The sequence below is a fragment of the Sphingomonas sp. AC411 genome, assembly GCF_979253035.1.
Genome location: NZ_CEEDAQ010000001.1, coordinates 3,552,729 through 3,578,267 on the forward strand (window position 1 = coordinate 3,552,729; position 25,539 = coordinate 3,578,267).

The 25,539-nt window shown below is 65.4% G+C and carries 24 protein-coding genes, 4 pseudogenes and 1 riboswitch; of the genes and pseudogenes, 23 read left to right on the forward strand and 5 right to left on the reverse strand.

Translation table 11 applies throughout. The annotated features are described in order from the left end of the window. Nucleotides 1–109: 109 nt before the first annotated feature. The 12 genes from AC0IX7_RS18245 to AC0IX7_RS18300 all read left to right on the forward strand — a co-directional run bounded on the left by AC0IX7_RS18245 (nt 110) and on the right by AC0IX7_RS18300 (nt 13,198). A complete protein-coding gene (locus AC0IX7_RS18245; RefSeq protein ID WP_471813273.1) occupies nt 110–403 on the forward strand; it encodes a phage tail assembly chaperone in 294 nt (97 codons plus the stop codon). A gap of 18 nt (nt 404–421) precedes the next feature. Beyond that, on the forward strand, nt 422–3,766 hold the full coding sequence (locus AC0IX7_RS18250) for a phage tail length tape measure family protein (RefSeq protein WP_471813275.1): 3,345 nt from the start codon (nt 422–424) through the stop codon (nt 3,764–3,766). Further along, nucleotides 3,730–5,415 (forward strand): hypothetical protein, encoded by a 1,686-nt coding sequence (locus AC0IX7_RS18255; protein WP_471813276.1) that lies wholly within the window; start codon nt 3,730–3,732, stop codon nt 5,413–5,415. The genes AC0IX7_RS18250 and AC0IX7_RS18255 overlap by 37 nt, the downstream gene beginning before the upstream one ends. Continuing rightward, the gene (locus AC0IX7_RS18260) at nt 5,412–7,664 is read left to right on the forward strand and encodes a gp53-like domain-containing protein (RefSeq protein ID WP_471813278.1); all 2,253 of its coding nucleotides are present in this window, start codon (nt 5,412–5,414) and stop codon (nt 7,662–7,664) included. Before AC0IX7_RS18255 ends, AC0IX7_RS18260 begins: the two co-directional genes overlap by 4 nt. A gap of 16 nt (nt 7,665–7,680) precedes the next feature. Then, a complete protein-coding gene (locus AC0IX7_RS18265) occupies nt 7,681–9,255 on the forward strand; it encodes a hypothetical protein (protein WP_471813280.1) in 1,575 nt (524 codons plus the stop codon). Next, nucleotides 9,252–10,004, forward strand: coding sequence for a hypothetical protein (locus tag AC0IX7_RS18270; RefSeq protein WP_471813282.1), 753 nt, complete (start codon nt 9,252–9,254; stop codon nt 10,002–10,004). Before AC0IX7_RS18265 ends, AC0IX7_RS18270 begins: the two co-directional genes overlap by 4 nt. A gap of 104 nt (nt 10,005–10,108) precedes the next feature. Next, on the forward strand, nt 10,109–10,378 hold the full coding sequence (locus AC0IX7_RS18275; RefSeq protein ID WP_471813284.1) for a hypothetical protein: 270 nt from the start codon (nt 10,109–10,111) through the stop codon (nt 10,376–10,378). Then, entirely contained in the window at nt 10,375–10,509 is a 135-nt protein-coding gene (locus tag AC0IX7_RS18280) for a hypothetical protein (RefSeq protein ID WP_471813286.1), read from the forward strand. The genes AC0IX7_RS18275 and AC0IX7_RS18280 overlap by 4 nt, the downstream gene beginning before the upstream one ends. Before the next feature lie 41 nt (nt 10,510–10,550). Beyond that, nucleotides 10,551–11,435 carry a glycoside hydrolase family 108 protein gene (locus tag AC0IX7_RS18285; protein ID WP_471813287.1) on the forward strand — a complete coding sequence of 295 codons (885 nt, stop codon included), beginning with the start codon at nt 10,551–10,553 and terminating at the stop codon, nt 11,433–11,435. After that, complete coding sequence (locus AC0IX7_RS18290) at nt 11,432–11,845, forward strand: hypothetical protein (RefSeq protein WP_471813289.1); 414 nt, start codon at nt 11,432–11,434, stop codon at nt 11,843–11,845. The genes AC0IX7_RS18285 and AC0IX7_RS18290 overlap by 4 nt, the downstream gene beginning before the upstream one ends. Further along, nucleotides 11,811–12,059, forward strand: coding sequence for a hypothetical protein (locus AC0IX7_RS18295; RefSeq protein WP_471813290.1), 249 nt, complete (start codon nt 11,811–11,813; stop codon nt 12,057–12,059). The genes AC0IX7_RS18290 and AC0IX7_RS18295 overlap by 35 nt, the downstream gene beginning before the upstream one ends. Nucleotides 12,060–12,400: 341 nt before the next feature. Then, nucleotides 12,401–13,198 (forward strand): DNA adenine methylase, encoded by a 798-nt coding sequence (locus AC0IX7_RS18300; RefSeq protein ID WP_471813291.1) that lies wholly within the window; start codon nt 12,401–12,403, stop codon nt 13,196–13,198. A gap of 322 nt (nt 13,199–13,520) precedes the next feature. On the opposite strand, the gene AC0IX7_RS18305 is transcribed toward AC0IX7_RS18300, so the two are convergent. Further along, nucleotides 13,521–14,252, reverse strand: coding sequence for a Crp/Fnr family transcriptional regulator (locus tag AC0IX7_RS18305; RefSeq protein WP_471813292.1), 732 nt, complete (start codon nt 14,250–14,252; stop codon nt 13,521–13,523). Nucleotides 14,253–14,480: 228 nt separating this feature from the next. Then, nucleotides 14,481–14,807: a hypothetical protein gene (locus AC0IX7_RS18310; RefSeq protein ID WP_471813293.1), complete on the reverse strand. Its 327-nt coding sequence runs from the start codon at nt 14,805–14,807 to the stop codon at nt 14,481–14,483. A gap of 24 nt (nt 14,808–14,831) precedes the next feature. Between AC0IX7_RS18310 and AC0IX7_RS18315 the strand changes: the two genes are divergently transcribed. Together AC0IX7_RS18315 and AC0IX7_RS18320 are read left to right on the forward strand one after the other, a co-directional pair. After that, nucleotides 14,832–15,878: a tyrosine-type recombinase/integrase gene (locus AC0IX7_RS18315; RefSeq protein ID WP_471813295.1), complete on the forward strand. Its 1,047-nt coding sequence runs from the start codon at nt 14,832–14,834 to the stop codon at nt 15,876–15,878. Continuing rightward, nucleotides 15,875–16,030: a hypothetical protein gene (locus AC0IX7_RS18320; RefSeq protein WP_471813297.1), complete on the forward strand. Its 156-nt coding sequence runs from the start codon at nt 15,875–15,877 to the stop codon at nt 16,028–16,030. Before AC0IX7_RS18315 ends, AC0IX7_RS18320 begins: the two co-directional genes overlap by 4 nt. A 217-nt stretch (nt 16,031–16,247) precedes the next feature. Here the strand turns inward: AC0IX7_RS18320 and AC0IX7_RS18325 are convergent, their stop codons facing one another. The 3 genes and pseudogenes from AC0IX7_RS18325 to msrB all read right to left on the reverse strand — a co-directional run bounded on the left by AC0IX7_RS18325 (nt 16,248) and on the right by msrB (nt 18,171). Next, complete coding sequence (locus tag AC0IX7_RS18325) at nt 16,248–16,712, reverse strand: helix-turn-helix domain-containing protein (protein ID WP_471813299.1); 465 nt, start codon at nt 16,710–16,712, stop codon at nt 16,248–16,250. Next, a complete protein-coding gene (locus tag AC0IX7_RS18330) occupies nt 16,658–17,113 on the reverse strand; it encodes a hypothetical protein (protein WP_471813301.1) in 456 nt (151 codons plus the stop codon). Before AC0IX7_RS18330 ends, AC0IX7_RS18325 begins: the two co-directional genes overlap by 55 nt. Nucleotides 17,114–17,721: 608 nt before the next feature. After that, nucleotides 17,722–18,171: pseudogene (msrB, locus tag AC0IX7_RS18335) on the reverse strand (peptide-methionine (R)-S-oxide reductase MsrB). 187 nt (nt 18,172–18,358) lie between these two features. On the opposite strand from msrB, the gene AC0IX7_RS18340 reads away from it, so the two are divergent. The 9 genes and pseudogenes from AC0IX7_RS18340 to AC0IX7_RS18380 all read left to right on the forward strand — a co-directional run bounded on the left by AC0IX7_RS18340 (nt 18,359) and on the right by AC0IX7_RS18380 (nt 25,429). Further along, nucleotides 18,359–18,691 carry a hypothetical protein gene (locus AC0IX7_RS18340; protein WP_471813303.1) on the forward strand — a complete coding sequence of 111 codons (333 nt, stop codon included), beginning with the start codon at nt 18,359–18,361 and terminating at the stop codon, nt 18,689–18,691. Then, a pseudogene (locus AC0IX7_RS18345) lies at nt 18,589–20,217 on the forward strand (TonB-dependent receptor); the annotation flags it as partial. The gene AC0IX7_RS18340 and the pseudogene AC0IX7_RS18345, both read left to right, overlap by 103 nt. A gap of 273 nt (nt 20,218–20,490) precedes the next feature. Continuing rightward, nucleotides 20,491–20,706: riboswitch (cobalamin riboswitch) on the forward strand. A gap of 111 nt (nt 20,707–20,817) precedes the next feature. After that, a pseudogene (locus tag AC0IX7_RS18350) lies at nt 20,818–21,203 on the forward strand (TonB-dependent receptor); the annotation flags it as partial. A 9-nt stretch (nt 21,204–21,212) separates the two neighbouring features. Next, complete coding sequence (locus AC0IX7_RS18355; RefSeq protein ID WP_471813944.1) at nt 21,213–22,715, forward strand: TonB-dependent receptor plug domain-containing protein; 1,503 nt, start codon at nt 21,213–21,215, stop codon at nt 22,713–22,715. Between the two features lie 105 nt (nt 22,716–22,820). Next, nucleotides 22,821–23,246, forward strand: a complete 426-nt coding sequence (locus AC0IX7_RS18360) for an ABC transporter substrate-binding protein (RefSeq protein WP_471813305.1) — start codon at nt 22,821–22,823, stop codon at nt 23,244–23,246. Further along, complete coding sequence (locus tag AC0IX7_RS18365) at nt 23,240–23,512, forward strand: hypothetical protein (RefSeq protein ID WP_471813306.1); 273 nt, start codon at nt 23,240–23,242, stop codon at nt 23,510–23,512. Before AC0IX7_RS18360 ends, AC0IX7_RS18365 begins: the two co-directional genes overlap by 7 nt. A 180-nt stretch (nt 23,513–23,692) precedes the next feature. Then, nucleotides 23,693–24,660 (forward strand): annotated as a pseudogene (locus tag AC0IX7_RS18370) (FecCD family ABC transporter permease). Then, nucleotides 24,651–25,280 carry an ABC transporter ATP-binding protein gene (locus AC0IX7_RS18375; protein ID WP_471813308.1) on the forward strand — a complete coding sequence of 210 codons (630 nt, stop codon included), beginning with the start codon at nt 24,651–24,653 and terminating at the stop codon, nt 25,278–25,280. Before AC0IX7_RS18370 ends, AC0IX7_RS18375 begins: the two are co-directional and overlap by 10 nt. Then, the gene (locus tag AC0IX7_RS18380; RefSeq protein ID WP_471813310.1) at nt 25,229–25,429 is read left to right on the forward strand and encodes a hypothetical protein; all 201 of its coding nucleotides are present in this window, start codon (nt 25,229–25,231) and stop codon (nt 25,427–25,429) included. Before AC0IX7_RS18375 ends, AC0IX7_RS18380 begins: the two co-directional genes overlap by 52 nt. Nucleotides 25,430–25,539: the final 110 nt, after the last annotated feature.

A 25,539-nucleotide genomic window follows, 5' to 3' on the forward strand; every position in this document is an offset into this window, starting at 1 on the left:
CCATGCCACGCCAAAGCCGGACGCTCGCAGCCGGCGCGGGCGAGATGAGCCTGCCGAGACCAGGCTCAGCCGGATCGACGATCTGAAGCGGAAGAAGATCCTTCCGTCGATGCCCCCGAATCCCGCGCCGCACATCACCGACTGGCTCATCGAGATGGGCCTGACGGAAGCGGCCGGGATGGGCACGGCAGCGATCAGCTCGCGCGAGCTTGCCGCCTGGCAGGACAATACCGGCATAAGGCTCGAGCCTTGGGTCGGTCGGCTGATCCGTAAGCTATCGAAAGCATACATCGCCGAGGGTCGTCTCGCTGAAAGCGAGAACTGTCCGGCGCCATGGCGTGCGCCTGTGTCTCAGCGTGAAGTCGACATCGAGGACGCTCAGTTGCGCAAGCTGCTGGGCTGACCGGGGAGGAATTTACCCATGGACGATTCCTCCCCAGCGCTCGAAGTCGGCTTTATCATCGACACCGGCGGTTCCTTCAGCGAGTTGCTTCAGCTGCAGGCCGCGATGGGCTCAACCGAAGCCAAGGTGCACGCCGATGCCACCCGCATCGAGCGTGCCACCAAGGGCATGGTCGATGTCTCAGCCGGCACATCGAACATTATCGCCTTCGGGAACGCCACCACCCGCGAGATGGCCGCTAGCCGTCAGGCGATGGCGCAAGTCGAAAAGGCCGGCGAAGCCCTGGTGCGTTCGCTCGAGCGTGAGGCCGCGGCTTATGGCAAAACCCGCGAGCAGCTGCGCGAGGCCCGGGTCGCCGAGCTCGCGCTGGCAAATAGCAAGCAGGGCAATGCGGATCTGTCCGCCCGGCTGGTCGCCGCAGAGGCTGCGCTGTACGATAAGCGCTTCGCCGCGACGCGTAAGGCTCGTTTCGAGACCGAGGCGCTCGCCCAGGCGCAGGATCTGGCCGCCAGTCAGGCGGTAGCGGCAGCCGAACGACAGGCGCAGGCATTGCGCTCAGCCGCGTTCGCCCACGACCTTTTCGAGTCGGCTGCGCGGCGCGGCATCGCCGCCATGCGCGAAATGGAGGCCGCGGAGAAGGTCGCGGCCGCGACGGCAGAAGCAACCCGGATCCGCGAAGCTGCGCACGCATACGACCTGTTCGAGGCGGCGGCACGCAAGGGTGCCTCAGCACAACGTGAATTCGACGCAGCTCAGGCAGCTGGTGCACGCGATGACGAGGCGCAGCGCCTCCGCTCGGCCGCGTTCGCCCATAATCAATTTGAGGCCGCAGCGCGCCGCGGTGCCGAGGCGCTACGCGCGGAAGAGGCAGCTGCTGCAAGCGACGCTGCGGCGCTCGCTCGCCTGCGCGCGATGATCGATCCGGCAGCAGCCTCTCAGAACCGATTGAACGCTGAACTGGCGGAAGCCCGGCGCGTGATGACGGCGGCCGGCGCGTCGGCGGCCGAGCTGGGCCGCGCTGAAGCCGTTCTGATCGAACGTACCAATGTTGCCGCACAGCGTCATGACCAGATGGCCGAATCAGCGCGCAGGAGCGGCGGCGCGTTGAAGAACATCGCGGTCCAGCTGCCGGATATCACGCAGGGCTTGCTCACCGGTCAGAAGCCGTTTCAGGTGTTCATCCAGCAGGGTGCGCAGATCTTCCAGGTCGCGCAGATGAGCGAAGGCGGGTTACGCGGTTTCGGCAAGGAAGTCGGCGCTCTCGCCCTCCGCTTCGCGCCCCTCCTGATCGGCTTTGCGGCCGTCGGCGCGGGGTTCGCCCTATTCAATCGGTGGGTCAACGAAGGCGTAAAGTCCGACCAGCTGACGCGCGACCTCGGAAAGATCACTGGCGGCGCCAATGCGACCAAGCAGGAACTCTACAAGCTGAAGGACGAGACGGTCACTTGGGCGGACACGTCGAAGGCGCTGTTCAGTGTCGTCGGCAAGGACATCTCGGACTATTTCGTCGGTGACATGAAGGGCATGTCGAAGGGCGTGAAGGGCGTTCTCGACGACCTCACCGGCTATATGCGCCAAGCCATGGCGGGCATCTATGCCGGCGTCGCCGGCACCAAAGCCTATCTCGGCGAGATCGAGAAGGGTGGCGTCGTCGGCCTCGGCAAGATGCTGATCGGGCAGGGTGATCCGAAGCTCCTCGAGAAGACCTACGGCGCCGCATACACCGCGGCGGACCAGTATCTGACGAAGCTCGGCAAGCGCGTGAAGGTCGCCGCCATCGAAAACGCGCGCGAGCGCATCGCTAAGTCGATCGGCTATAATAACATTCCGAAGCCGACGACGGACAAGCATGCCGAGCAGCTCGCGCGCGACGCCGAGGCGACCGAGGCGCAGATCCGCAACCTCTACAAGTTGGCAGAAGCCTATGGCGTGTCCGGTGCCGCGGCGCTGATCGCCGAGGCGCGCGTGAAGGCCGAGAGCAAGGCGATCAAGCAGCAGGCCGATATCGAAGCGGCTGTGAACCGTCAGATTCGGCTCGAGATCGCTCAGCGGGTTTCCGACTCCGCGAAGTCGGCTGCCTCGATGCGTGACCAGGCGCGCGTCCAGGCTGAGGTCAATGCGCTGATCGCTGCCGGCAACGTGCCGGCAGAGCGCGCCGCTGAATTGGTTCAGGATCGTATCGCCGATCTTCCGCTCCTGGCGGCGATCGAGGTCGCGCAGCAGCGCGGATTGAAGGAAGAGGCCGACAAGGCAACCGCAGCTCTGAAGGCACAGCAAGATGCCCGCGGCGCTGTTAAAGCGGCGGAGATCGGCACATTCTACGCCGGCTCCGATCAGCAAGCCGATCGCCAGTTGGCGCTGCAGCGCGAGGAACTGCGGCTCGTCGGTGCAACGGATATGGCTCGCGCACAGGCCATGGCGAAGCTCCAAGCGGAGCAAACGCTACAGGCGAAAGGCTACGAGCTGGGCACCGCCTATGCGGACAATTACGTCGGCAAGCAGGTTGAGATTGCGACCGGTGCCGAGACCAACCGGCAGGCGCAGGACGCCTGGAACGCCTCGCTGACCGCTACGGCAGACCTGTTCGACACGATCGATCAGACCGCGCAGCGGGCAGCCCAGGGGATGGCGGACGCCTTCGGCAACGTCGGTACGGCGATCGGCGACGCGCTGAGCGTGATGACCGGTTATTACGCCGACCAGGCGAAGCTTCAGGAAGCGCACGACGCCGCGATCCGGGCGGCCGGCGAGGATCAGCAGCGGATCGATCGCGAGAACCGGCTGTTCTCGCTCCGGTCGTCGTCGCAGCAGATCGGCGCGTTTGGCGATATGGCATCGGCTGCCAAGGGCTTCTTCAAGGAAGGCTCGGAGGGATACAAAACCCTCGAGACGGCCGAGAAGGCATTCCGCCTGGTGCAGTTCGCTCTATCGGTCCGCGCGATCGCGCAGGATGCGATCGAGACGGGTACCAAGATCGCCAACAGCGTCGCGCGTATCGCGGTCGGCGCGACCGAGGCGGTGGTCAATGCCATCAAGAGCCTGCCGTTCCCGCTCAACATCGCTGCCGGCGCCGCGACCGTCGCCGCACTGGCGTCGATCGGCGTCTCGATTGCGGGCTCGTTCGGTGGCGGCAACAAGAACACGCTGGCGCCGACGAACTCCGGCACCGGTACCGTGCTCGGCGATACCGCGGCGAAGTCGGACAGCATCAAGAACGCCATCGATGCGCTGAAGGAGGTCGACACCGTGACCAATACCTTCGCGCGCGAGATGGCCGCTTCCTCAAGTCGATCGACAGCCAGATCGGTGGCGTCGCCAGCCTGGTCGTGCGCTCCGGCAACATCGACGCGTCGGCCGGCGTAACCGAGGGCTTCAAGGCGAACGCCATCGGATCCGTGTTGAGCAAGATCCCGGTCATCGGCGGGATCCTCGGCGGGCTGTTCGGGTCGAAGACCAGCGTCATCGGCAGCGGTCTGTATGGTGGCGCGCAGTCGGTCGGCGATATCCTGGGCGGCGGCTTCGATGCTTCGTACTATTCGGATATCGAAAAGAAGAAGAAGCTCTTCGGACTTACGACCAGCAAGAAATACTCGACGCAATACGGTGGCGCAGACGCTGGCCTCGAGAATCAGTTCACGCTCATCTTGAAGTCGTTCAACGACGCGATCGCGTCGGCGGCCGGTCCGCTCGGCGTTGCCACCGGTGAAGTGCAAGCGCGCCTCAATGGCTTCATCGTCGACATCGGCAAGATCGATCTGAAGGGCCTCACCGGCGCGGAGATCGAGGAGAAGCTGTCGGCCGTGTTCGGCGCCGCGGCCGACGGCATGGCTGCGGCGGCGTTTACCGGCCTCGAGCAGTTCCAGAAGGTCGGCGAGGGCGTGTTCGAGACGCTGGTGCGGGTCGCGTCCACCGTCGAAGCAGTCGGGACGTCGCTCACCCTGCTCGGCACGAACTCGCAGGCCATGGGGATCGGCGTAAAGCTCGCATTGGCGGATCAGTTCGACAGCGTCTCGGCGCTGACCGACGCGGCCGGCGCGTACTTCGACACGTTCTATTCGAAGGAAGAGCAGGCGGCCGCCAAGACCGCGCAGATGAGCGGCGTGTTCGCCAGCCTCGGTGTCTCGATGCCGGCAACGCTGTCGGCATTCCGCCAGCTCGTTGAGGCGCAGGATCTGACGACGTCGGCCGGCCAGTCGACCTATGCCACGCTGCTGAAGCTTGCGCCGGCCTTCGCCGATCTGCAGGCATCGATGGAGGGCGCAAAGAGCGCGGCCGATATCGCCAGCGAGCGGCAGGACCTCCAGCGCCAGCTGCTCGAGCTGCAGGGAGACACCGCGGCGATCCGCGCGCTCGATCTGGCAAAGCTCGATGCGAGCAACCGCGCGCTTCAGCAGCAGATCTACGCGATCCAGGATGCGCAGGCAGCTGCCACGGCCGCCAAGGCTCTGTCGGACGCATGGACGTCGGTCGGCGACAGCATCATGGACGAGGTGAAGCGGATCCGCGGCCTCACCGACGTCGCCGGCGGCAATAGCTTCGCCAGCCTGCAGGGTCAGTTCAACGCGGCGACGTCGGCCGCGCGCGGTGGCGATCAGGATGCCGCGAAGAACCTGCCGGCGCTTAGCCAGGCGCTGCTCACCGCGGCGGCCGAGCAGGCGACCAGTCGGCAGGAGCTGGCGCGCGTCCAGGCACAGACGGCCGCCAGCCTCGAGGCGACCTACGGCGTCGTCACCGCCCTCTCGAAGGGCAGCGCATCGTCCAAGGCGATCATCAGCACTGACGATCTGATCGCCTCGATCAGCGACGCGCAGACGTCGTCGACGCCGGCGGCCGCCAACGATGATCTGTTGAGCGAGATTAAGTCGCTCCGCGAAGAAGTGACCGCCATGCGGAACGAGAATAATTCCGGCCAGGCGGCGATCGCCGGCAGCGCGGCGCGCATGGATCGTCGTCTCGAGGCGGTCACTTCGGCGAGCGGCGGCGACGCGATCAGCGTGGTGAAGGCCGCATGAGGGTCGTCACGCCCACCGGCGAAGCGATCGAGCTCGGCACGGTCGAGACGTCGCCGACGATCGGCATCATCGACTATAGCCGTCGCGTCACCGATGACTTCGGTGTCACGACGGTGGTCGAACGCGGGTTCGCGCGTCGCATGTCGGTCCGCCTCGCCGTACCGTTCACCGATACAGGCGCGCTTCAGCGCCGGCTTGCCGCCCTGCGAGCAACGCCGGCGACCTGGATCGCCGACGATCGGTTCGCCAGCCTATCGGTGCGAGGGTTCTATAAGGACTTCGAGGTCGACCAGGCGGTACCGCCGCTCAGCTACTGCACGCTGACGGTCGAGGGCCTGGCCGAAACCGCGCCGATCGCGGACGCCGGCGGCGATCCGGCTATCGGCGGCAAGTCGACCTTGCAGCTGCTGCAACCGGTCATCATCACCACCCCGCAGCTGATCGCCAGCAGCGTTCCCGAGGCAGACGCGGCCGAATGGTCCGCCCAGGCAACGTATGCGCTCGGGGCGCGCGTGATGAAGGCCGCAACGCATCGCGTCTACGAGGCCGCGATCGGCGCCAACGCCGGCAATGATCCGGCGGGCGCGTCGGGCAAATGGCTCGACGTCGGGCCGACCAACCGGTGGGCGATGTTCGACCAGGCGCTCGGCTCGCTGACGTCGGCCGCAAACTCGATCGCCGTGACGCTCGATGCGCCGGCGATCCAGGCGGTCGCGCTGCTGGACGTCACCGCAGCAGCAGTGCGGCTTCAGGCGGTCGGCTATGACCGCACGGTACCGGCCGGCGCCGGCAGCATTACGTTCCTCGACCTGCCGGCCGGTACCACCCGCGTTACCGTGACGATCACCGGCAGTGCCGTGTCGGTCGGTACGCTGCTGATCGGCAAGCTGGTCGGGCTGGGCGTCACCGAAGCATCGCCGACGTCGGGCATCACCGACTATAGCCGCAAGGACGTCGACCAGTTCGGCGCGGTGACGATCGTCGAGCGCGCCTGGTCGAAGCGCATGGCGGCAAAGTCGCTGATCGATACCGCGGCGATCGACGTCGTCGCCAACCGGATCGCAGCGGTCCGCGCGACGCCGGCGTTATGGATTGGCCTCGACGGGCTCGACAGCCTCACGGTCTATGGCTTCTTCAAGGAGTTCTCGATCGAGGCCGGCGAAACGACTAGTAAGCTGTCGATCTCGATCGAGGGTCTGAGCAAAGCCGCCAATGTCGAGCCGCTCGACGAGGCGGTGAACTGGGAAGACGTTGCGGATCCTTCCGGCACCAAGCCGACGAACAACGCCGACAAGACGAGCGACAACACCGCAAAGGATACGCATGCCGTTGGCGGCAGGCCTGCTGCGGCCGTGCTCGGTCAGATCGCCGGGAACACGTACAATCACGTCGTCGCAACGGCTGAAGCTGAAGTGGCTCGCCTTCGTACCCGGGCGCTTAGCTTCCTCGGTCCTCTCGGCGAAGATAGCTATACGCTGATCCGACGCGAAACGACCGAGCGCAAGGGTGCCGATGGCGTCTTCGCCGAAACCTTCGAAATCCTTGGCGCCGTGACGCCGGACGGAACGGCTTTCGTCATCAACACGTCGACTGTGCAGATCGGGCCGGACGAGTCGATGGCGCAGAGGTTCGACGCGATCGCCGCGACGTTCGAAGACAACGCCGCCAGCATCGAGCATATCGATCAGGTCCTGGTCGGGCCCGACGGCGCGAGTGCTCGAGCATTAGTGAAGCTCGACGTCGGCGGCCGGATAATCGGCACTGCGTTGACCAATGACGGGTCCGAGGGCGCGTTCGTGGTCTCGGCAGACAACTTTCGTATCGAGGATCCTGACACCGGCAATCCGTATTTCTACGCCGACGATACTGGCAAGGTCGTGATGCACGACGTCGAGGTCGATACGCTTAAAGTCGGCGCAATGGACCCAGAGTTTCTGGCAAACCAGTCGGCGTTCGACGGCGCCGAGGGCTCTCAAATGTTGCCCGGTGGCGTCATTATGAAATGGGGAAGGTTCCGCGCCCAGATCGACACTGAGGTGCAGTTGACGACCGTGTTCGAAAAGCCATTCCCGAACGCTTGTGATTCCTTCGTCCCGACCCCGTACCTGAACACCTTCAGCAAGTTCAAGGATTTGTGGCTTCAGGTCGTCGGCGAGCCCAGCCGCCTCGGTGCAACAGTCGCGACCCAGGCGGCAACCGGGGACGACCAACGTTTAGATGGTTTCAATTGGCTGGCCTTCGGTCGGTAATCAAGGGTGCGAAGACATGGCTGATATGGAAGCGATCGCAGCGTCCCTGAACGCGCTGCTGACAACTTATGGCGTCACCCGTGACCAGCTCGCGGATTTGTTGGGTGGGTCCGCAGATGGCGGGCCGAACGGGGATGGCAGCTATCCCGTAACACTCGCGTCGGGGAGTATTGTGCTCGTGCCATCTCCCCGCCGGTTGGCAGCACTCAGCGGCGACGTAGATAGCGCGGTGGCGGCTCTCCAGCCAATACTCGATGCGGCAAAGGCTGAGGCCGCGAAGGCATTAACCGGAGCCGAGCGGTCCGAGGCTGCTGTCACCATCGTCTCGGACGCTATCGACGACGCTCGCGTCAGCGCCGAGAGCGCAGCTGCATCAGCTGCATCGATCTTCGCACTCAGGCAGAAAGCCGACCTGTTCATCGTCTTCGGGCAGTCGCTGACGATGCCCCAAACGCCGATGATGACATCGGCGAATGCGATCGTAGCCACGCTGTTCACCTTCAACGGTGGATCCGAAGCGCCATACGTAACGAGCCCGCCTCCGCTTAATCCTGACGGCATCCCGATTGACCCTGCCAACATGGCGCAGATGGTCGGCTTCATTCCATCCGGCCAAGCCGAAAGCTGGGGTCCTGGCCTCGGTTACCAATCTGCGAAAGCCGGGGTGCCCCGCGCGTTCTTTTGGGCGCCGGGCCAAGGCTCGATGTCGCTAAAGATGCTCCACGGCGCACATATCCAAAACCTGCGCCACGGGGTCCGTCGCGCAGTACTGCTCCTTCGTAACGCCGGTTACGAACCAGTTATCCGTTACATCTTCGTGCATGGTCACGCGGATGCGGATCAGCTGTCCGATGGCAATAATCCGGGCACTCCGCCCACCAGCACGGCGGACTACATACTCGGTGCTCGCAAGCTATTCGCAACGATGCGGCTCACGGCCACTCAGGCGCTCGGTTACACGTTCACCGATCCAATTTGGGTGACACCGCTGCTAACGCAGAATGCCGTTGTCTCCTACAATGCTCGCCGGGACATCGTCATGGCGCAGCTGGCGATGCCTTCTACCATTCCAGGGGTACGGCTGTTGCCCCCGCACTCACAGTTCGCCAACCTGTTCAAAACCGATCTGGTGCATCCGGGCGGGCCGGCCATTGACTACTATGCCGAACTGGCCGCGGCCTATATCTATTCAGGCCTCACACCGCCGATGATTGTGCGCATTGCCGTCGCGGACGGCAAGGTCGTCGCGACGTTCGATCGGCCCGTCAAATACATGGCCACGCCGGACGCCATCTATCCGGGCAACAGCAAGGATGGCTTCAACGTCGTCGATAACACCGGCGCCGAGGTGCCGGTCACCGCGACTACGATCAGCGGGGCCATGGTGACGCTGACAGTGGCGTCGACAGCCAACCTCACCGGCGATTGGCGGGTGCGCAACGGGCTTCAGCAGATGTCGCCGCTCGGCAACCTCGGTATCCCGGATCAGGTGATGCCCCGCACGCGGGTAGCCGGCCTCGTCGACGCTGGCGTCGCTCAGGACGGTACGCCTCTTCAGAATCTCTCCGTCACCCAGGAGTTTGGCGCATGAGCCTCGCATCACGAGCTGGTCAATTGATTAGCCACTATCGCGGTTCTGCCGACGGGTACGATGCCACCAACGGGCGCTTACTCGACCGGTCGGGCAAAGGGATGCATCTTCCGAAATTGGCAGGTGCACCGGCGTTCGCGACATACTCAGGCGCGCAGGCCCTCACCATGCGCGGAGACGTTCCCTTCGGCTGTCCGATCGTTGACACGGTGCCAGTCTACCCATTCCCGACGAGCTATACTCAGATCTTCGTGGCCTGGGCCAATCTGGTGGGCACGGATAACTACTCCCCGGTCGCCGGTATGATGCGCGATACCGCCGATACAGACCCCGCGTGGAAGACGCCCACGACAGCGTTCGAGAGCAGCGCGAGGGACGGCTTTGCTAACCGTCTGTTCTTCTCTGGCAACGGTTCATCGGTTCGCGGCGGATCGAACAACTTCGAAGCTTCGGACACCTATGTATCTGGTGCTTGGAATGTAGTGCAGTTCGTTGTGGACCCTGATGCCTGCCAATATCGGCTGCGTGTTGGCACCGGGCAGTGGCAAGTAGGTGCTATCCCCGGGGCCTATGCGGTGTCCGCTACGGATGACTTCCGGCTTGGCTATCGGCCGGTGCCAATCGATACCGCAGGCGGTCGCGACTTCGCATTCGGCCAACTGATCACGCTGGCGGGTGACCCGGCGAACGAGAACGGCGATGCGTACAACGCGCTGATCGCTTCTCTCAAGGCTGACCCAACGGCCTAACCAGGCACCTGTAGGCAGCTGGCTGCCGCCTCATTCTCAATAAGGGCTCGCCTTATGAAAAACTGCACCCTCGCGCGCCTTGGCGCCGCGGGACGGATCCTCGCGTGACCGACGCCCCGCAGCAGCGCCTAGCGCTGAAGGATATCGTGATGCTGTGTTGCGCGGTGGTCGCGCCGCTGGCTGTCGTCGGTGGCATGTTCCGCGCCGACGGCAATCGCTCGGCGCAGATCGATACCAACACTCGCCGGATCGAGGTTCTCGAGGCAGCCAACCAGGCCAAGACCGATCTGCTGACCAAGATCGACGGGCGCACGATCCGGATCGAGACCAAGCTGGAGATGATGGCGCCGGCACCGAAGATCGCCGCGCGATGATCGACGGTCCGGTCCTCATGATCCTGGTCGGGGCTGCGATCCAGGCGGTGCCTCCGGCGCTCGCCCTGCTGATCCATTTCCGACGTCGGCCGTGCGCCGCGTCGACGCTGGGCGCACCCGCCCGCATCTGATCCCGCCGGCGGCCGGCTGCCGCCTCTCACAGGAGATACCGATGAACCTCGACGCAATGCGCCGGGTCCGTAGCCTATGGCTGCGCGCCTGGCCGCTGTGGTCCGTGCGCATGTCCGCGCTCGGTGCCCTGCTCACTGGCTTTGCCGCAGCCACCCCCGACACGCTGCTTCAGATCTGGAACGCGCTACCCGACGAAGTTCGCGGCGCGTTTCCCGAATCGGTTGCGCACTTCGTACCTACGCTGTTGTTTGTCGCGACGATCGTCGTTCGCCTGATGACGCAGGCACCGGCCGGCGAACGTAAGAGCCTGTGGAAGTCGGTCAGCGGTAAGGTCGCGCCAAAGGCCGCCGGCGGCATCGCCGCGGCCGCGATCGCGATGATCGCCAGCGTAATCGCCGTCGAGGGCGGATACGTGAACCACCCGGCCGACCCCGGCGGTGAGACGAACATGGGCATCACCAAGAAGGTGGCCGTCGCGAATGGCTATGTCGGTCCGATGCGCTCGATGCCGCGCAGCGTCCCGGAAAGCATCTATTACGACCAGTACCTGGTGCGCCCGGGCTACGCGCCATTGATCTCGATCGATGCCGCGGTGACCGAGGAGCTGTTCGACACCAGCGTCAACATGGGCCCGTCGCGGCCGTCGACGTGGTTCCAGCGCTCGACCAACGCGCTGTGCGGTACCACGCTGACGATCGACGGCCGGCTTGGGCCTAGCTCGATCGCCGCGTACCGGACGTGCCAGGGAAAGATCGGTCCAGCACCGCTATGCGTCGCGACGCTCGGGATCCTCGATGCGTGGCAGAGCGGCGAGTACGCACGGCTGATCGGTGCGAACCCCAAGCTGCAGGTGTTCCAGAAGGGGTGGATTGCCAACCGCGTCGGCAACGTCGATCGCCGCAAGTGCGCCGCGGTGAAGGCATGACGCGGGTCCGCATCATCATCGCGATCGTCATCGCGCTGGCGATCGTCGCCGGCGTCGCGATGATCCGCCGCGGCGGCGAGACCGCCGGCGCGGCAAAGGTCACCGCCAAGAACGACCGGGCGCATACCGAGCACGTCGTCGAGGCGCGTGCCGACGAGCGCGCGGCCGCCACCGTCACCCAGTCGATCGCCGCGCGCACCGTCCGGATCGACGCGCAGACCGACGCCTATGTCCAAGCCACGATCGAGGATCTCCGCAATGCGCTCGCCAATGTTCCGCCTGCAGCTGCTGACGCTGCTCTGCCTGCCGCTCCTGTCGACAGCCTGCGCGACAGCCTCAACGCGGGGATCACTCGCGCGAACCGAGCGGCCGGCGATGCCGACGCTGCCGGAGGAGCTGGTCAAGACTGAGCGCCTGGCGCCGATCGCCGGCAAGACGTCGGGCGAGCTGGTGTCGATCGACAAGGGCGTGCTCGCCGAGATCGTCGAACGGTTCGCCCAGGCGGCCGGCGCGATCGAGCGCGGCAACAACCGCGCCGGCGGTGTCCGGAAGCTCTGGACGTGCGTGGACGCGATCATGCGCACCGGCGTTACGCCGGCCGGGTGCGCGACCACCTCGCGCTGATTGCGGGTTGCTTGGACGCGTGGCATAGTTCGAGCGCTGCTCCGAGCTTAGCCGCGAAGACAGCCCGCGCGCGCGGTAGCTCCCGGGTTCCGGTTCGCCGGGTGGCCCGCGGAATAGAATACCCTCCGGGAATACGCGGGGCGTAGTTCCTGGGAGCCTGCGCGGCTAACCACCCGGTCCGTCCGGACGGTCAGCCGCGCAGGGACTCTCTCTCCAGTTTTGCGATGATCATCGCACCATCCATCCCGCGGCCGACCGGCCGGGGCTCCGCCGATCGCGTCGATCGGCGGCCATCATGGCGCGCGTAGCCCGTGCCTCGTCATGAAGGTCAAACCTCTACCATGCATGCTGCTATCATCGCTCGCCCGCCCGCTCCGTACATGGGCGGCAAGCGCAACCTCGCGACGCGCCTATGCGCGCTGATCGATGCCACCCCGCACAAAGCCTATATCGAGCCGTTCGTCGGCATGGGCGGCGTCTTCCTCCGCCGATCGCGCCGGCCGGGGGTCGAGATCATCAACGACCTGTCCGGCGACGTCGCCAACCTGTTTCGCGTCGTGCGCCGTCATTACGAGCCATTCGTCCAGGAGCTGCGCTGGCTGATCGCCAGCCGAGCGGAATTCGACCGGCAGAAGGCGACCAATCCGAACACGCTCACCGATATCGAGCGCGCGGTCCGCTTCCTCTACCTTCAGCGCCTGGCGTTCGGGGGTAAGGTCGTCGGCCGCCACTTCGGCGTCGATCGCAAGTCGCCGTCGCGGTTCAACCTCGGCAAGCTGCGCGCCGAGCTGAAACTGCTCAGCCGGCGCCTCGAGCCCGTCCAGGTCGAGCAGCTCGGCTATGCCGAGGTCATCCGGCGATACGATCATGCCGATGCGCTGTTCTATCTCGACCCGCCGTATGACGAGACCAGCGGCTACGGCACCGGGTTCGGCCGCGACGACTATGTCGCGATAGCCGCGCAGCTGGCGACGATCGCCGGCCGCTTCATCATGTCGATCAACGACACCCTGTTCGTCCGCGAGGCATTCGCCGCGTTCGATATTCAGGAGGTCGAGACGACCTGGACGATCGGCACCAAAGCAACCGGTGCCGGCGCGAAGGTGACCGAGCTGATCATTCGCAGCAAGCCAGCCTGATTGCCTTCGTGCTTTCGAGTATCAATTCGCTGTTGGGGTAGGGGTATCACCTACCCCAAAGCGAGGTACACGCCGCGCTGAAACCCGCGCAAAAGCGTCATTGCGGCGGAGGACTTATCCGCCGTCAGTGAATGTCCGGAATGGGAAGGAAGGCGGACCGTCCGCTTTCGAGAAGAAGAACCTGATCTCTGTCTAACCCATGGCTTGGCTCGGCGTGCGCCCGCGAAAGCGCCAGCCTGCTGGGTCGTTCGCCGTTGTCGGTCGATGTGCGTACTACGGCGATCGGACCGAAATGACAAAGCGTTAGTAAGCGCGACGTTTCTTATCCCTTCAAGTTCAGGTAGCGGCTGTTAAAGCCCGCCGCTTGTACTAAACGTTCCCAGCTTGGAATAGTGATACTATACCTGGAGCGAGCAATAAGACCATCTCGAACAAGGCCCTTGAACGTCCTATTGATATGCACTGCAGTTAAGCCAAGAGCATCACCCAACTGATCCTGCGTCATCGGCAGTTCGTAGCTTATACCATCAGGCACGCCATTATTGTTTAGCCGCAACGCAATTTCGCACAGAAGATGCGCGACGCGTGCTCGCGCGTCGCGACGGCCAATACTCAACATCCATTCTCGAGACATGGACAATTCAACTAAGGTGGTTGCGAAAAACGCACGTGCGATAGACGGTCGTTGAGTGACTAGACGCCGCAACTCAACGTGCGATATGAATGAAATTTGACATTCGGTCAGGGCCTGAACATTATTGTCTGCCTCATCAAGGTAAAGCTGCTGAAGATTAATTACTTCACCAGGTATGCAAATTGAGACGATCTGTCGAAGCCCTTCCGCGCTGACCTTATGCCGATATGCAATCCCAGAAACCAAAATTGCGCAATCATTTTTTATCTCACCGTCACGGAGTAGGTAGGTTCCTGCCTCAAATTGCCGCGAGGAGTAGGGTAGTTCGTAGAGGGATACGCGATCTTCTGAGGAGATCGGATCATGAAGGGCGATTTTGTCAATCAACTGCTTAATTGGATTAAGGTTTGGACTATTCATTGCACCCTCTCGAATGGGATCGAAACCGGGACAGCGCCATATTTGAGCTTTTCCGTCCGATACAGTAAATCTACCATACTCACAGCTGACTAACTAAGGTTAATGTCAATCTCCTACCGGCCACCGGAATGGGCGTTTCCGGTCAGGGTACCGACAGCGGTAAATTGGGGTACGGGCAGGACGCACGCCCGCGGAAAAGCGTCACTGCGGCGGAGGGTATCTCCGCCGCTATTGACCTCTCGGCATGGCAATGTGCTGGAATAGCATGCCGTTGCTCAGACTGGTTTGCGGGTCGCGGGTTCGGATGATGAGTATTTTCTGGCTGGTGAAAGCGGCCTGCAGGATCTCTGCTTCGGACATTCGCAGCTCCGCCATCAGATGGATGATCGTCCGCTGACCAGTATCGATCGCATAGCGTCGACCAGGGCGCTCGTTGGATAGATATTTCTCGAGCAACCGCCGCTTCTTCCAGCTGCCAAACCTATACGCTGCGAAGGCCCATACCGCGACGATCGCGGTCGCGATCGCTGCAACGTGATCAAGCGTGTCCAACATTTCATATCCCCTTCGGAGGACATTATGCTGACCAACGCCGCGGTGAAAGCCGCGCGGCCGAAAGCGGCCGCCTATAAGCTGTTCGACCAGGGCGGCCTGCACCTCTACGTTGCGCCGACTGGCCGTAAGTCGTTCCGCATGAAGTACCGCCTCGGCCGCAAGGAGCAGCTGCTGACGATCGGCGCGGTACCCGAGGTGACGCTCGATGCCGCCCGGGCCCGGTGCGACCAGGTGCGCGAGCAGCTCGGCCGCGGCGAGGATCCGCGAACTTGCGAAATTGCGCAAACCGGCAAGGCACGTGCTTTCGAAAACGTCGCTCGCCAGTGGCACGCGCACATGCGCCGGCGCTGGACGGATGTGCATGCCGGCGACGTCCTCGCAAGTCTCGAGCGCGACGTGTTCCCGGCGATCGGCGCCATGCCGATCGGCGCGGTCACCGTACCTGTGATCCTGAACGCGCTGCGCGTCATCGAGGAGCGCGGCAGCCTAGTCACGGCGAGCCGCGTTCGCCAGCGGATCTCGGCCGTATTTGCCTATGCAATGGCGGAGGACCTGGTCGACCAAGATCCCGCGGCGATCGTCAGCCGCGCGCTCACCCCGCCGGCGCCGGCACAGCATCATCCCGCGCTGCTCGAGATCCAGGACGCGCGCGACCTGCTCGCGGCGGCCGAGCTGGTCGACGTCGCGGCGGTGGTGAAACGCGCTTCGCGATTCCTGGCGCTAACTGCTGTCCGCTTCGCCGCGGTACGCGGCGCGCGCTGGGAGGAGATCGAGGATCTCGACGGGGCCGCGCCGCTCTGGCGGGTACCGGCCGCGCGGATGAAGCTCGCGGCAGCGAAGAAGCTCGATGCGAAGAACGATCACCTGGTGCCGCTGTCGCGCCAGGCAGTCGCGCTGCTGCGCGAGATCCGCGCGGATATGCATCAGGACGATGCAAATTTGCATGATTTGATCTTCGATCGCGGCGCTGGCCGCGCGATCGGCGAGAAGTCGATCGGCGCGCTGTACGACCGCGCGGGTTTCGAGGGCGTCATGTGCCGCACGGTTGGCGCGCGTCGTTCTCGACGGTGATGAATGAACGGAACGCGGACGATGCCGACATCGAGCGGGCGCTGGCGCATACGCCGAAGGACAAGGTCAAGGCTGCGTACGATCGAAGCGAGCGCCTTCAGCGTCAGCGCGACCTGTTCCAGGAGTGGGCGGATCTGTTGGTCGTTCTCTGATCCAGCGCCGCATACTCGACGCAAGAAAAGAACAACGACTTTCGTTCACTCCCCCATCGACAGCCCGGGGCGGCGCAAGCCGCCGCGTTCCGACAGCCGGGTCTTGGCGGTCGGGTCCTTGGGGCATGCCGTTTCGGCCTTGGGGAGATCAAACTGGCGTCGGCTCCGCGTTCAGCGGAGACGTTCCTCATTCAATATAGATCTGGATGCTTCATACTCAGGCAAGATGTCCGTCTGAGGCAAGAAGAGAGGCGCCGAAGCCGGCAATCGTGCGGCGTAGTTCAGCGACATCCTTCGACGGAGGGGTCTGCACGGGTTGCTCAGGCTTAGCGGCGGGCTTGGGGATGCCGAACCGCAGGTGTCGGCGATCGCGCAGCTGAACAAAGCGCTGATAAACCCGCTCTGCCATTCGTTTCTTGAGGTCGAGGAAGTAGGCGCTGGACGTCTGCACTCGTTTTTCCTTCGCCGGATCGATCCGCGGCGAGTTGCGGGTGCTACGTGTGACCCAGGCCAAAAGCCCGTGGTGCTTGAGACGCTTTAGCGCTCGATCAACAGTCTTTTCGCAGCAGTTCGCTGCGCGTGCGATCTTTGCCCAAGATGGAAACCAACGCCCGGAGCCGGCGAAGTCTAAGAAATTAAATATAGCTTCATAGACCGCGACATCGGCGCGAGTGATCCCCATAGAATGCTTGGCCAGAGCGGCCGCAATTTGCTCGAGCGCGATCCGGATCGTAGCGGGGCGGCCGACTGGACGATCCGCAGGGGGCGAGCCATCAACTCGTCCAACTCGGCCGTCAGCACCTGCCGGTCCTCCTCGAGCTGTTTCTTGCTGCCGCGGCGAAACTCTGCGGCATGCTCCGCCTGAAGCTCTTTCGCGACCACAACGAGCGATTCAACCGTAGCTATGCGCTCGGCGGTCGAGGCGAACCGGTTGCGGTCCCAAGGCTGCGCCTCAGGTGCAGTTTCGTCGATGCACCCGCGGCGCACGCGGCGGTCAGGTCCTCGATCTGCGGCTTTGGCGATCTGTCCAGCGATGTGGCCGAACGTCTTTAGAGTGGGCGTAGAAGAGAAGGTATTCAGCATCGTTTCGGCCCCCGGGGCGAAGTCGATGGGACGCACGAAGCCGCCGGCTGTCCGAGGGTGGACAGCCGTGCGGCTCGCAAATGAGGTCAGCGCGATCGCGCCGGGGGCGTGGTTGGGGAGGGTGGGGTGCTTCGGCGCAGGTTCGGCGTGAGCCAGCGCGAAGCACGGTTTTCTGCGGGTCTGAAGGCGAAGGCCGGTTTCGATTAAGTCGAAAAACTGGCAGTTTTCTGCGCTAGCGCCTTCGTTGACATCGCAGGGGTCGCAAGTTCAATCCTTGCCACGCCCACCATTGAAAACCCCGCTAGCCCTTTGGCTAGCGGGGTTTTTTAACGTTATGGGGTCGGTCGCATCGCCCCGTTACCGCGCGAAGCAGCTACAGGGTCGGGGTGATTTCAGTTCGGACGAACGGCGTCCGGCATGAGGGTCCTGTGGGAACGAGGGCGCGGCGGGGCTCGGAGCTGGGCTTTATGCCGCGGTGGGAGCCGGGCGGTATCCCGATCACTCGCACGCCGCGGGCTTCGGCGCCCGCCGACTTCCCCGCGATAGGGCGGGGCGGCATTGCTGATGCGTGCCGTCCGTTTCATGCCCCAGTACCGCCAGCCGTACCGTCAGCCCGCCGCGTCGACCTGATCGAGATAGGCGGCATAGCCCTGCGCCTCCATCTCGTCGCGCGGCACGAACCGCAGCGACGCGGAGTTGATGCAGTAGCGCAAGCCCCCTGATCCTGCGGGCCGTCCTCGAACACATGGCCGAGATGGCTGTCGGCACCGGCCGAGCGGATTTCGGTGCGGACCATGCCGTGGCTGCGATCGTGCAGTTCGGTCACGTGGACCGGCGAGATCGGCCGGGTGAAGCTGGGCCAGCCGCAATGCGAGATCGAACTTGTCGGCGGACGCGAACAGCGGCTCGCCGGAGACGATATCGACGTACAGGCCAGGTTCGCGGGTGTTCAGATATTCGCCCGTTCCCGGCCGTTCGGTGCCGCTCTGCTGCGTCACGTGGAACTGCTCGGGGGTGAGCTTGGCGATCGCCTCGTCGGTCTTCTTATACTCGGTCATGGTATGTCCCATCAGCGTGAACGCAGGCCTCCACCGATATCGAACGCTCGCATCGATGGGGTTTCCGCCAATATAGGGCGTCTTGGCGCTGGCCCAATGCGCGCGGTCGCTGGCCCGTCGGCGATATATTCCCGCGCATCCTCCGTCCGGCTTTTCAGGCGAGGACAAAAGCTGTCATGCGGGGCCGATGATTCGCACCCCGCTGTCCGCGCTCGCCTGCATCCTGTTCTCCTCGGGAAGCGTCCTCGCCCAATCGACCGCGGTCCCGACCGAGCCTGCGCCCGACATCGTCGTCACCGGGCGCGGGCTGGCGGATGCGCCCGGTGATCGCGCCTATGATATCGTCACGATCGATCGAAACCGGATCCAGGCGAATGCGAGCAATCGGCTTGAGGCGTGCTCGCCGACGTCGCCGGGTTGCAGCAGTTTCGCCGGTCGGACTCGCGGAGTGCCAATCCGACCAGCCAAGGCATTTCGCTGCGCGGGATCGGCGGCAATGCCTCCAGTCGCGCGCTGCTGATCTTCGACGGGGTGCCGCAGGCGGATCCGTTCGGCGGCTGGGTCGCGTTTCCGGCCTATGCGACCGGGCGGCTTGGGCGCATCCGCGTAACGCGCGGTGGCGGCAGCGGGTATCAGGGGCCGGGTGCGCTGGCCGGAACGGTCGAGCTGGAAAGCGCGACGCCCGATCAACTGACGCCGTTCCAGGGCGGCGTCGCCTATGGCAGCCGCGATTCGGTCGATGCGCAGGGCTCGGCGGCGCTGGTACGCGGATCGGGGTTCGCCACCCTGTCGGGGGCGTACGCGCGCGGGGACGGCTTCACGCCGACCGTCGAGGAAAGCCGCGGGATCGTGGATCGCGCCGCCCCCTATGAGCAGGCTTCGGGTGCGCTGCGGACCGTCGTCGGGATCGACGCGAAGACCGAATTGCAGATGAATGCGAGCGCGTTCACCGACACGCGCGACCGCGGAAGCGACTTCACCGCCAACACAAGCGAGGGGGCCGACGCGAGCATCCGGCTGATCGGGCGGGGCGCGTGGGGCTATTCGGCGCTGGCGTATCTGCAGACGCGCGCGTTCGCGAGCAGCTTCAACAGCATCAATGCCGCGCGGACGACCGCGATCCAGTCGCTGAACCAGTATAATACGCCAGCCACCGGGCTTGGCGGGCGGATCGAGATCGCGCCGCCGCTAGGCGAGAGCATCACGCTCAGGTTGGGGGCGGATATCCGCGACGTGAGCGGCAAGACGCAGGAACTCTATACGTTCGTCAACGCAGCGCCCACGCGACGGCGCGAGGCTGGCGGGAGTACGACGACGACCGGCGTGTTCGCCGATGGGAGCCTGGTCGCGGGCGACTTCACGTTCAGTCTTGGAGGACGGGTCGACTGGTGGTCGATCGACGGCGGCTATCTGTCCGAGCGCCCGCTGGCGACCGGCGCGGCGCTGACCGACCTGCGCTATGCAGACCGCGACGGCAGCGAGACGACCGGGCGGGCGGGCGTGGCATACCAGCCGATCGAGACGATCACGCTGCGTGTCGCCGGGTATCGCGGGTGGCGCCTGCCGACGCTCAACGAACTGTACCGCCCGTTCCGGGTTGGCAACGACGCGACCGCGGCGAATGCGTTGTTGTCGCCGGAGCGGCTGACCGGGGTCGAAGGTGGCGTCACGCTGACGCCTGCGCCGGGCGTGAGCATCGCCGCGACCTATTTCTACAACCGGCTGAAGAACGCGATAGCCAACGTCACGACGACCAACCCGCCGCAGGTGCTGCCGGGGGTCGCCACCTACCGCGTCCGCCAGAATCTCGATGCGATCCGCGCGCATGGCTTCGAACTGGATGCGTCGTATCGGCCGGGTCCGCTGGGCGTGCAAGCATCGTGGTCGCACACGAACTCGAAGGTCGAGGGTTCGGGGATCACCGCCGCTTTGGACGGCTTGCGGCCGGCGCAGACCCCGCGCGACCAGGTGTCGGGAACGGTCGACTGGCGGCAGGACGCGGCGGCGCTGTCGCTGACCGTGCGGCATATCGGGCGGCAGTTCGACGACGACCAGAATACGCGGGTGCTTGGGGCCGCGACGATGCTCGATGCCTACGCGGCGCTGCCGATCATGCGCTCGTTGGTCGCGGAGGTGCGGGGGAGAACCTGTTCGACGAGCGCGTCGAGGCGGGGATCAGCGGCGCCAACATCGTCGAGCGCGCGACACCGCGGACGATCTGGGTCGGGCTGCGCTACGGCGGGCGGTGAGTCCGAACGATCCTCCCCCGCCAGGGAGAGGATCAGTAGGCCCGCGTTGACCCGTGCATGGCGCGCGACTAATGCCACCCTTGTGAAGGGTTCCCGGCGACGGGATCAAAGGGAAGTCGGTGCGCGGGCCGGGTCGTCAGGATCCAAATCCGCAAGACCGGCGCTGTACCCGCAACTGTGACCGGATAGCGGCCACCCCGATTATGCCACTGGGTTCCGGCCCGGGAAGGCGGGGTGGAGGCGGTGACCCGGAAGCCAGGAGACCTGCCTCTCACGGTCGATCCACTGCGCGGGCGGGTGTCCGGCGCGGACGAGTGCTCCGGTGCAGCCGGGTTTCCTCGAGCGAGGACGTCTGCCGTCCCCGAATGGTCGTGGGCGGTTCTGCCAGGACGTGCCCATGACGAAATTCTTCCTGCTCCTGAGCGCCGCGGTGATCGCAGTGCCGGCCTACGCGCAGGACATCCCCGATACCGACGCCCCCGAAGTCGTCGTCACCGCGAGCCGCGTCGCACAGCCAGCGAGCGAGATCGGGCAGGCGGTGACCGTGATCGACCGCGCCGAGATCGAACGCCGCCAGACCGTCGTTGTATCCGATCTGCTCGCAACCACGCCCGGCGTCACCGTCACGCGCAACGGCACGCTCGGCGCGCTGACCGGCGTGCGGATCCGCGGTGCCGAATCCGACCAGACCCTGGTCGTGATCGACGAGTACGCGTCAACGATCCCGCCTCGACTGGCGGCGGTTTCGATTTCGGTAACCTCCTATCGAGTTCGGTCGAGAGGATCGAAGTGTTGCGCGGGCCGAACTCGGTGCCATGGGGCAGCCAGGCGATCGGTGGCGTCGTCAACATCATCACCGCCGCACCGACCGAAGGCATGCAGGCGCGCGCCAACGCCGAATATGGCTATGCCGACAGCATGTTCGCGAGCGCGGGCGTGTCGGGCAAGTCCGGACCGGTGTCGGGCTCGCTGACCGGCGGCTATCTGAAGACCGACGGCATTTCGTCCGCGGCCAGCGGTACCGAGCGCGACGGCTATCGCCAATATGGCGCCACCGGACGGCTGGGTGTCGAGTTCGCGCCCGGGATCGGTCTCGATCTGCGCGGCTATTTCGCGGACAGCAAGGTCGAGATCGACGATGGTTTCAATCCGGAAACCTTCGTGGTCGCGGACAGCCTTGCCTATGGGACCACGCAGGAACTCTACGGCTATGCCGGCCTGCACGCGAACTTCGCCGACGGCCGGTTCAACAACCGCGTCGCGTTCACGATCGCCGACATCAACCGCGACAATTTCTCGCAGCCCGGCGGCGACGTGTCGTTCATCGGCCGCGGTCGCAGCGAACGCTATGAATATCAGGGCGATTTCCGTCCGCTCGACGAGGTCCGCGTCGTCGCGGGCGTCGAGCGCGAGAACAGCCGCTTCAACGACGGCTTCACCTTCGCGGATACCGGCATCACCAGCGTCTATGGCCAGCTGATCGTCAAGCCGCTCGACATCCTCACGATCACCGGCGGCGTGCGCAACGACGACCATGAGGATTTCGGCAGCCACACGACGTTCGGCGCAAATGCGGCGCTGGCGTTGCGCACCGGTACCACCATCCGCGCCAGCTATGGCGAAGGCTTCAAGGCGCCGACCTTGTACCAGCTCTTTTCCGCCTACGGGAACCGCGACCTCGATCCCGAGACCGCACGGAACTTCGATATCGGCATCGAGCAGGCGTTTCTCGGCGACCGGGTCCGCGCGGGAGTGACGTATTTCAACCGCCGCACGCGCAACCAGATCGACTTCCGCAATTGCAGCCCGACGGAGCAGGCGACGGCCGGTTCGATCTGCGTCGATCGCCCGTTCGGCGTGTACGACAATGTCGCGCGTGCCGAAGCGGACGGCGTCGAGTTTACGCTCGCGCTGCGTCCGGTCGATGCGCTGACGCTGACCGCCAACTACAGCTATATCCACACCGAGAACCGCGCGATCGGCGCCAATTTCGGCAACGACCTCGCGCGTCGCCCGAAGCAGACCGCCAGCGTCAACGCCGACTACCGGTTCGTGTTCGGGCTGTCGGTCGGTGGCACCGTGACGATGGTCGGCGACAGCTTCGACGACGCCGGCAACACCGTGCGGCTCGACGGCTATGCGCTGGCGGGCATCCGCGCCGAAATGCCGATCAACGACCGGATCGCGCTGTACGGCCGCGTCGATAACCTGACCGACGCGCGGTACGAGACGGTCGCGGGTTACGGCAATTACGGTCGCGCGGCGTATGGCGGCGTGCGGTTGCGGCTGAAGTGAGGCGCGGGTCGATCCTCTTCGCGCTCCTGCTCGGGGGCTGCGCGCAATCCCTGGCGCGGGCGGCGGCGGCGGGAGATCGTCTCGACCAATCCGTGCGTGGATTCGGTGCTGGTCCGGATCCTGCCCGCATCGCGGATCGCGGGGATCAGCCATTATTCGCAGGACCCGTCGGCGACCTCGATCCCGCTCGCCGTCGCGCGGCAGTTTCGCGGCATCGCCGGGACCGCTGAGGAGGTGATCGCGCTCCACCCCGATCTCGTCATCGCCAGCACCTACACCCCGCCTGCGACTCAGGCGGCCTACGCCCGTGCCGGCCTGAAGACGCTGCTGCTGGGCATTCCGGACTCGATCGCCGAGAGCAAGGCGCAGGTAAAGCAGATTGCCGACGCGGTCGGTGCGCCCGCGGGTGGCGCGCGGATCAACGCCGATATCGATCGTGCGGTGACGCGCTGGAGCCACAAAGATGGCGAGTCGCCCAGCGCTCTGCTCTATATCAGCGGCGATCTCGCGACCGGGGGAGCACGTTGCTGAATGAGATGATGACCCGCGTCGGCTTCCGCAACGCCGCCGCCAGCTACGGCCTTAGGCATACCGGCACGCTCTCGGCCGAGACGATCGTGACGCGGCCCCCGGCCATCGTGATCGCCCCCGAAAGTGCCAGCCGCGGCGCCGCGCTGCGCCGCCGCTTGCTGCCGACCACGCCGCAAGCCGTCTTCCCCCGCGTCCTGATCAACTGCGGCGGCCCGACCATTCCGCCCGCGCTCGAACGCCTAGCCGCGATAAGGGCGGGGCTGTGATGCGAGGTTCGAGCACTGGGGACCCTATCCCTGAACGCCACCCCGGCGGAGGCCGGGCCCAGTTGGCAAGGTCGGCGTGATGGAGTTCCGCCCACAATTACGATCGTCCCCCAACTGGGCCCCGGCCTTCGCCGGGGAAGTGGTTATGTGTAGAGCGCGCGCAGATGAGGAAATGGCGGGATGACCCGCACGCCCAAACTCATCGCCCTCGGCCTGCTCGTCATCCTTCTGTTCGGCCTGTCACTCGGCTGCGGCAAGGTCTGGGTGCCGCTCCACGCCTGGTTATCGAGCGATCCGCGCTGGTGGATCATCCTCGAACTCCGCCTGCCCCGCGCGGTGCTCGGCCTCGCGCTCGGCGCGACGCTCGGGCTGTCGGGTGCGGTCCTGCAAGGCTATCTCCGCAACCCGCTCGCCGACCCCGCGGTCGTCGGCGTGTCGTCGGTCGCAGCACTCGGCGCGGTCGCTGCGATTATCTTCGGGGCCGGTTCGGGACCCGCGATCTTCGCCGCCGCGATGCTCGGCGCAGGGGCGCGGTCGCGTTGCTCGCCGCGCTGACGTGGCGGTCCCCGAGCGCGATCACCTTCATCCTCGCCGGCACCGTGCTCGCCAGCCTCGCCGGTGCGCTGACCGCGTTCCTGATCTCGATCGCGCCGAACCCCTATGCGGTCGCCGAGGTGATCGATTGGATCATGGGCGCCCTCACCGATCGCGGCTGGGACGACATCACGCTCGCCCTGCCGCCGATGCTGCTCGGCGGTGTCCTGCTCATGCTCACCGGCCGATCGCTCGACGCGCTGTCGCTGGGCGAGGCGGCGGCGCGGTCGCTCGGCATGAGGATGGGCCGCGTCCGCTGGCTGGTCGTGCTCGGCACCGGGCTAGTGGTCGGCGCAGGCGTTGCCGTAACCGGCGTGATCGGCTTCGTCGGCCTTGTCGTGCCGCATTTGCTGCGCCCGATCTTCGGCCACCGCCCGAGCGCGCTATTGCTCCCGTCGGCGCTCGGTGGAGCCGCGCTCGTGCTCGCCGCCGACAGCCTCGTCCGCCTCGCCCCCGGCGCAGGCGAAGTCCGGCTCGGCGTCGCGATGGCGCTGATCGGCGCGCCGTTCTTCCTCGGGTTGCTGGTCAAGGAACGGGGCCGCGCATGGATCTGATCGTCGACGCGCTCAGCGTGAAGCTCGGCAAGCGTACCGTCCTCCACGACGTGTCGGCACACCTGCGCCCTGGCCGTGTCACCGCAATCCTCGGCCCCAACGGCGCCGGCAAGAGCACGCTCGTCAAGGCCGCCGCCGCGCTCGTCGATCGTAGCGCAGGCAGCGTCCGGCTCGACACGCAGGACGTCGCGACGATGGACCCGCGCGCCCGCGCCCGAGCGATCGGCTACCTGCCGCAGGACGCGACGGTCCACTGGAACATCGTCGCACGCGATGTCGTCGCGCTCGGCCGCCTGCCGCACCTCGGCGCACATGCCGCGCCGTCGCCCGAAGACCGCGCCGCCGTCGACCGCGCCATGCACGATACCGAAACCACGCACCTCGCCGATCGCCCGGTCGGCGAACTCTCCGAGGGTGAGCGCGCCCGCGTCCTGCTCGCGCGCGTGTTCGCCGGCGAACCCGCTGGCTACTCGCCGACGAACCGCTCGCCAGCCTCGACCCCTCGCACCAGATCGACCTGCTCGCCCGCCTGCGCGCCTACGCAGCCGGCGGGGCAGGGGTCGCGATCGTGCTCCACGATCTCGTCCAGGCGCAGCGCGCGGCGGACGACGCGCTGCTGATCGCCGACGGTCGGATCGTTGCGTTCGGTCCGGTCGCCGAGGTGATGACCGCGGACACGCTCGCGCGCGTGTTCGGCGTCCGCGTAGCGCCGCTCGACGATGGCGGCCGCCGGTTGCTGGTGCCGGTCGGGCGCATCAAGGTCGGCTAGACCGAGCGACACGCCCGATGGATCGGGGCCGCGCCGTGGTGAGGCGGGGGGCCGGCAGGGTGAAAGATCATCGACGCGCCGCGCCCGCGGCACTATCCCGCGCCGGGTGA

Excerpts from the sequence above, each read along its gene's own strand:
- AC0IX7_RS18245 (WP_471813273.1), top strand. The coding sequence starts at position 110 with ATGCCCCCGAATCCCGCGCCGCACATCACCGACTGGCTCATCGAGATG.
- AC0IX7_RS18250 (WP_471813275.1), top strand. The coding sequence starts at position 422 with ATGGACGATTCCTCCCCAGCGCTCGAAGTCGGCTTTATCATCGACACC.
- AC0IX7_RS18260 (WP_471813278.1), top strand. The coding sequence starts at position 5,412 with ATGAGGGTCGTCACGCCCACCGGCGAAGCGATCGAGCTCGGCACGGTC.
- AC0IX7_RS18265 (WP_471813280.1), top strand. The coding sequence starts at position 7,681 with ATGGCTGATATGGAAGCGATCGCAGCGTCCCTGAACGCGCTGCTGACA.
- AC0IX7_RS18270 (WP_471813282.1), top strand. The coding sequence starts at position 9,252 with ATGAGCCTCGCATCACGAGCTGGTCAATTGATTAGCCACTATCGCGGT.
- AC0IX7_RS18280 (WP_471813286.1), top strand. The coding sequence starts at position 10,375 with ATGATCGACGGTCCGGTCCTCATGATCCTGGTCGGGGCTGCGATCCAG.
- AC0IX7_RS18285 (WP_471813287.1), top strand. The coding sequence starts at position 10,551 with ATGAACCTCGACGCAATGCGCCGGGTCCGTAGCCTATGGCTGCGCGCC.
- AC0IX7_RS18290 (WP_471813289.1), top strand. The coding sequence starts at position 11,432 with ATGACGCGGGTCCGCATCATCATCGCGATCGTCATCGCGCTGGCGATC.
- AC0IX7_RS18295 (WP_471813290.1), top strand. The coding sequence starts at position 11,811 with ATGCCGACGCTGCCGGAGGAGCTGGTCAAGACTGAGCGCCTGGCGCCG.
- AC0IX7_RS18300 (WP_471813291.1), top strand. The coding sequence starts at position 12,401 with ATGCATGCTGCTATCATCGCTCGCCCGCCCGCTCCGTACATGGGCGGC.
- AC0IX7_RS18305 (WP_471813292.1), bottom strand. The coding sequence starts at position 14,252 with ATGAATAGTCCAAACCTTAATCCAATTAAGCAGTTGATTGACAAAATC.
- AC0IX7_RS18310 (WP_471813293.1), bottom strand. The coding sequence starts at position 14,807 with ATGTTGGACACGCTTGATCACGTTGCAGCGATCGCGACCGCGATCGTC.
- AC0IX7_RS18315 (WP_471813295.1), top strand. The coding sequence starts at position 14,832 with ATGCTGACCAACGCCGCGGTGAAAGCCGCGCGGCCGAAAGCGGCCGCC.
- AC0IX7_RS18325 (WP_471813299.1), bottom strand. The coding sequence starts at position 16,712 with ATGGGGATCACTCGCGCCGATGTCGCGGTCTATGAAGCTATATTTAAT.
- AC0IX7_RS18330 (WP_471813301.1), bottom strand. The coding sequence starts at position 17,113 with ATGCTGAATACCTTCTCTTCTACGCCCACTCTAAAGACGTTCGGCCAC.
- AC0IX7_RS18340 (WP_471813303.1), top strand. The coding sequence starts at position 18,359 with ATGATTCGCACCCCGCTGTCCGCGCTCGCCTGCATCCTGTTCTCCTCG.
- AC0IX7_RS18375 (WP_471813308.1), top strand. The coding sequence starts at position 24,651 with ATGGATCTGATCGTCGACGCGCTCAGCGTGAAGCTCGGCAAGCGTACC.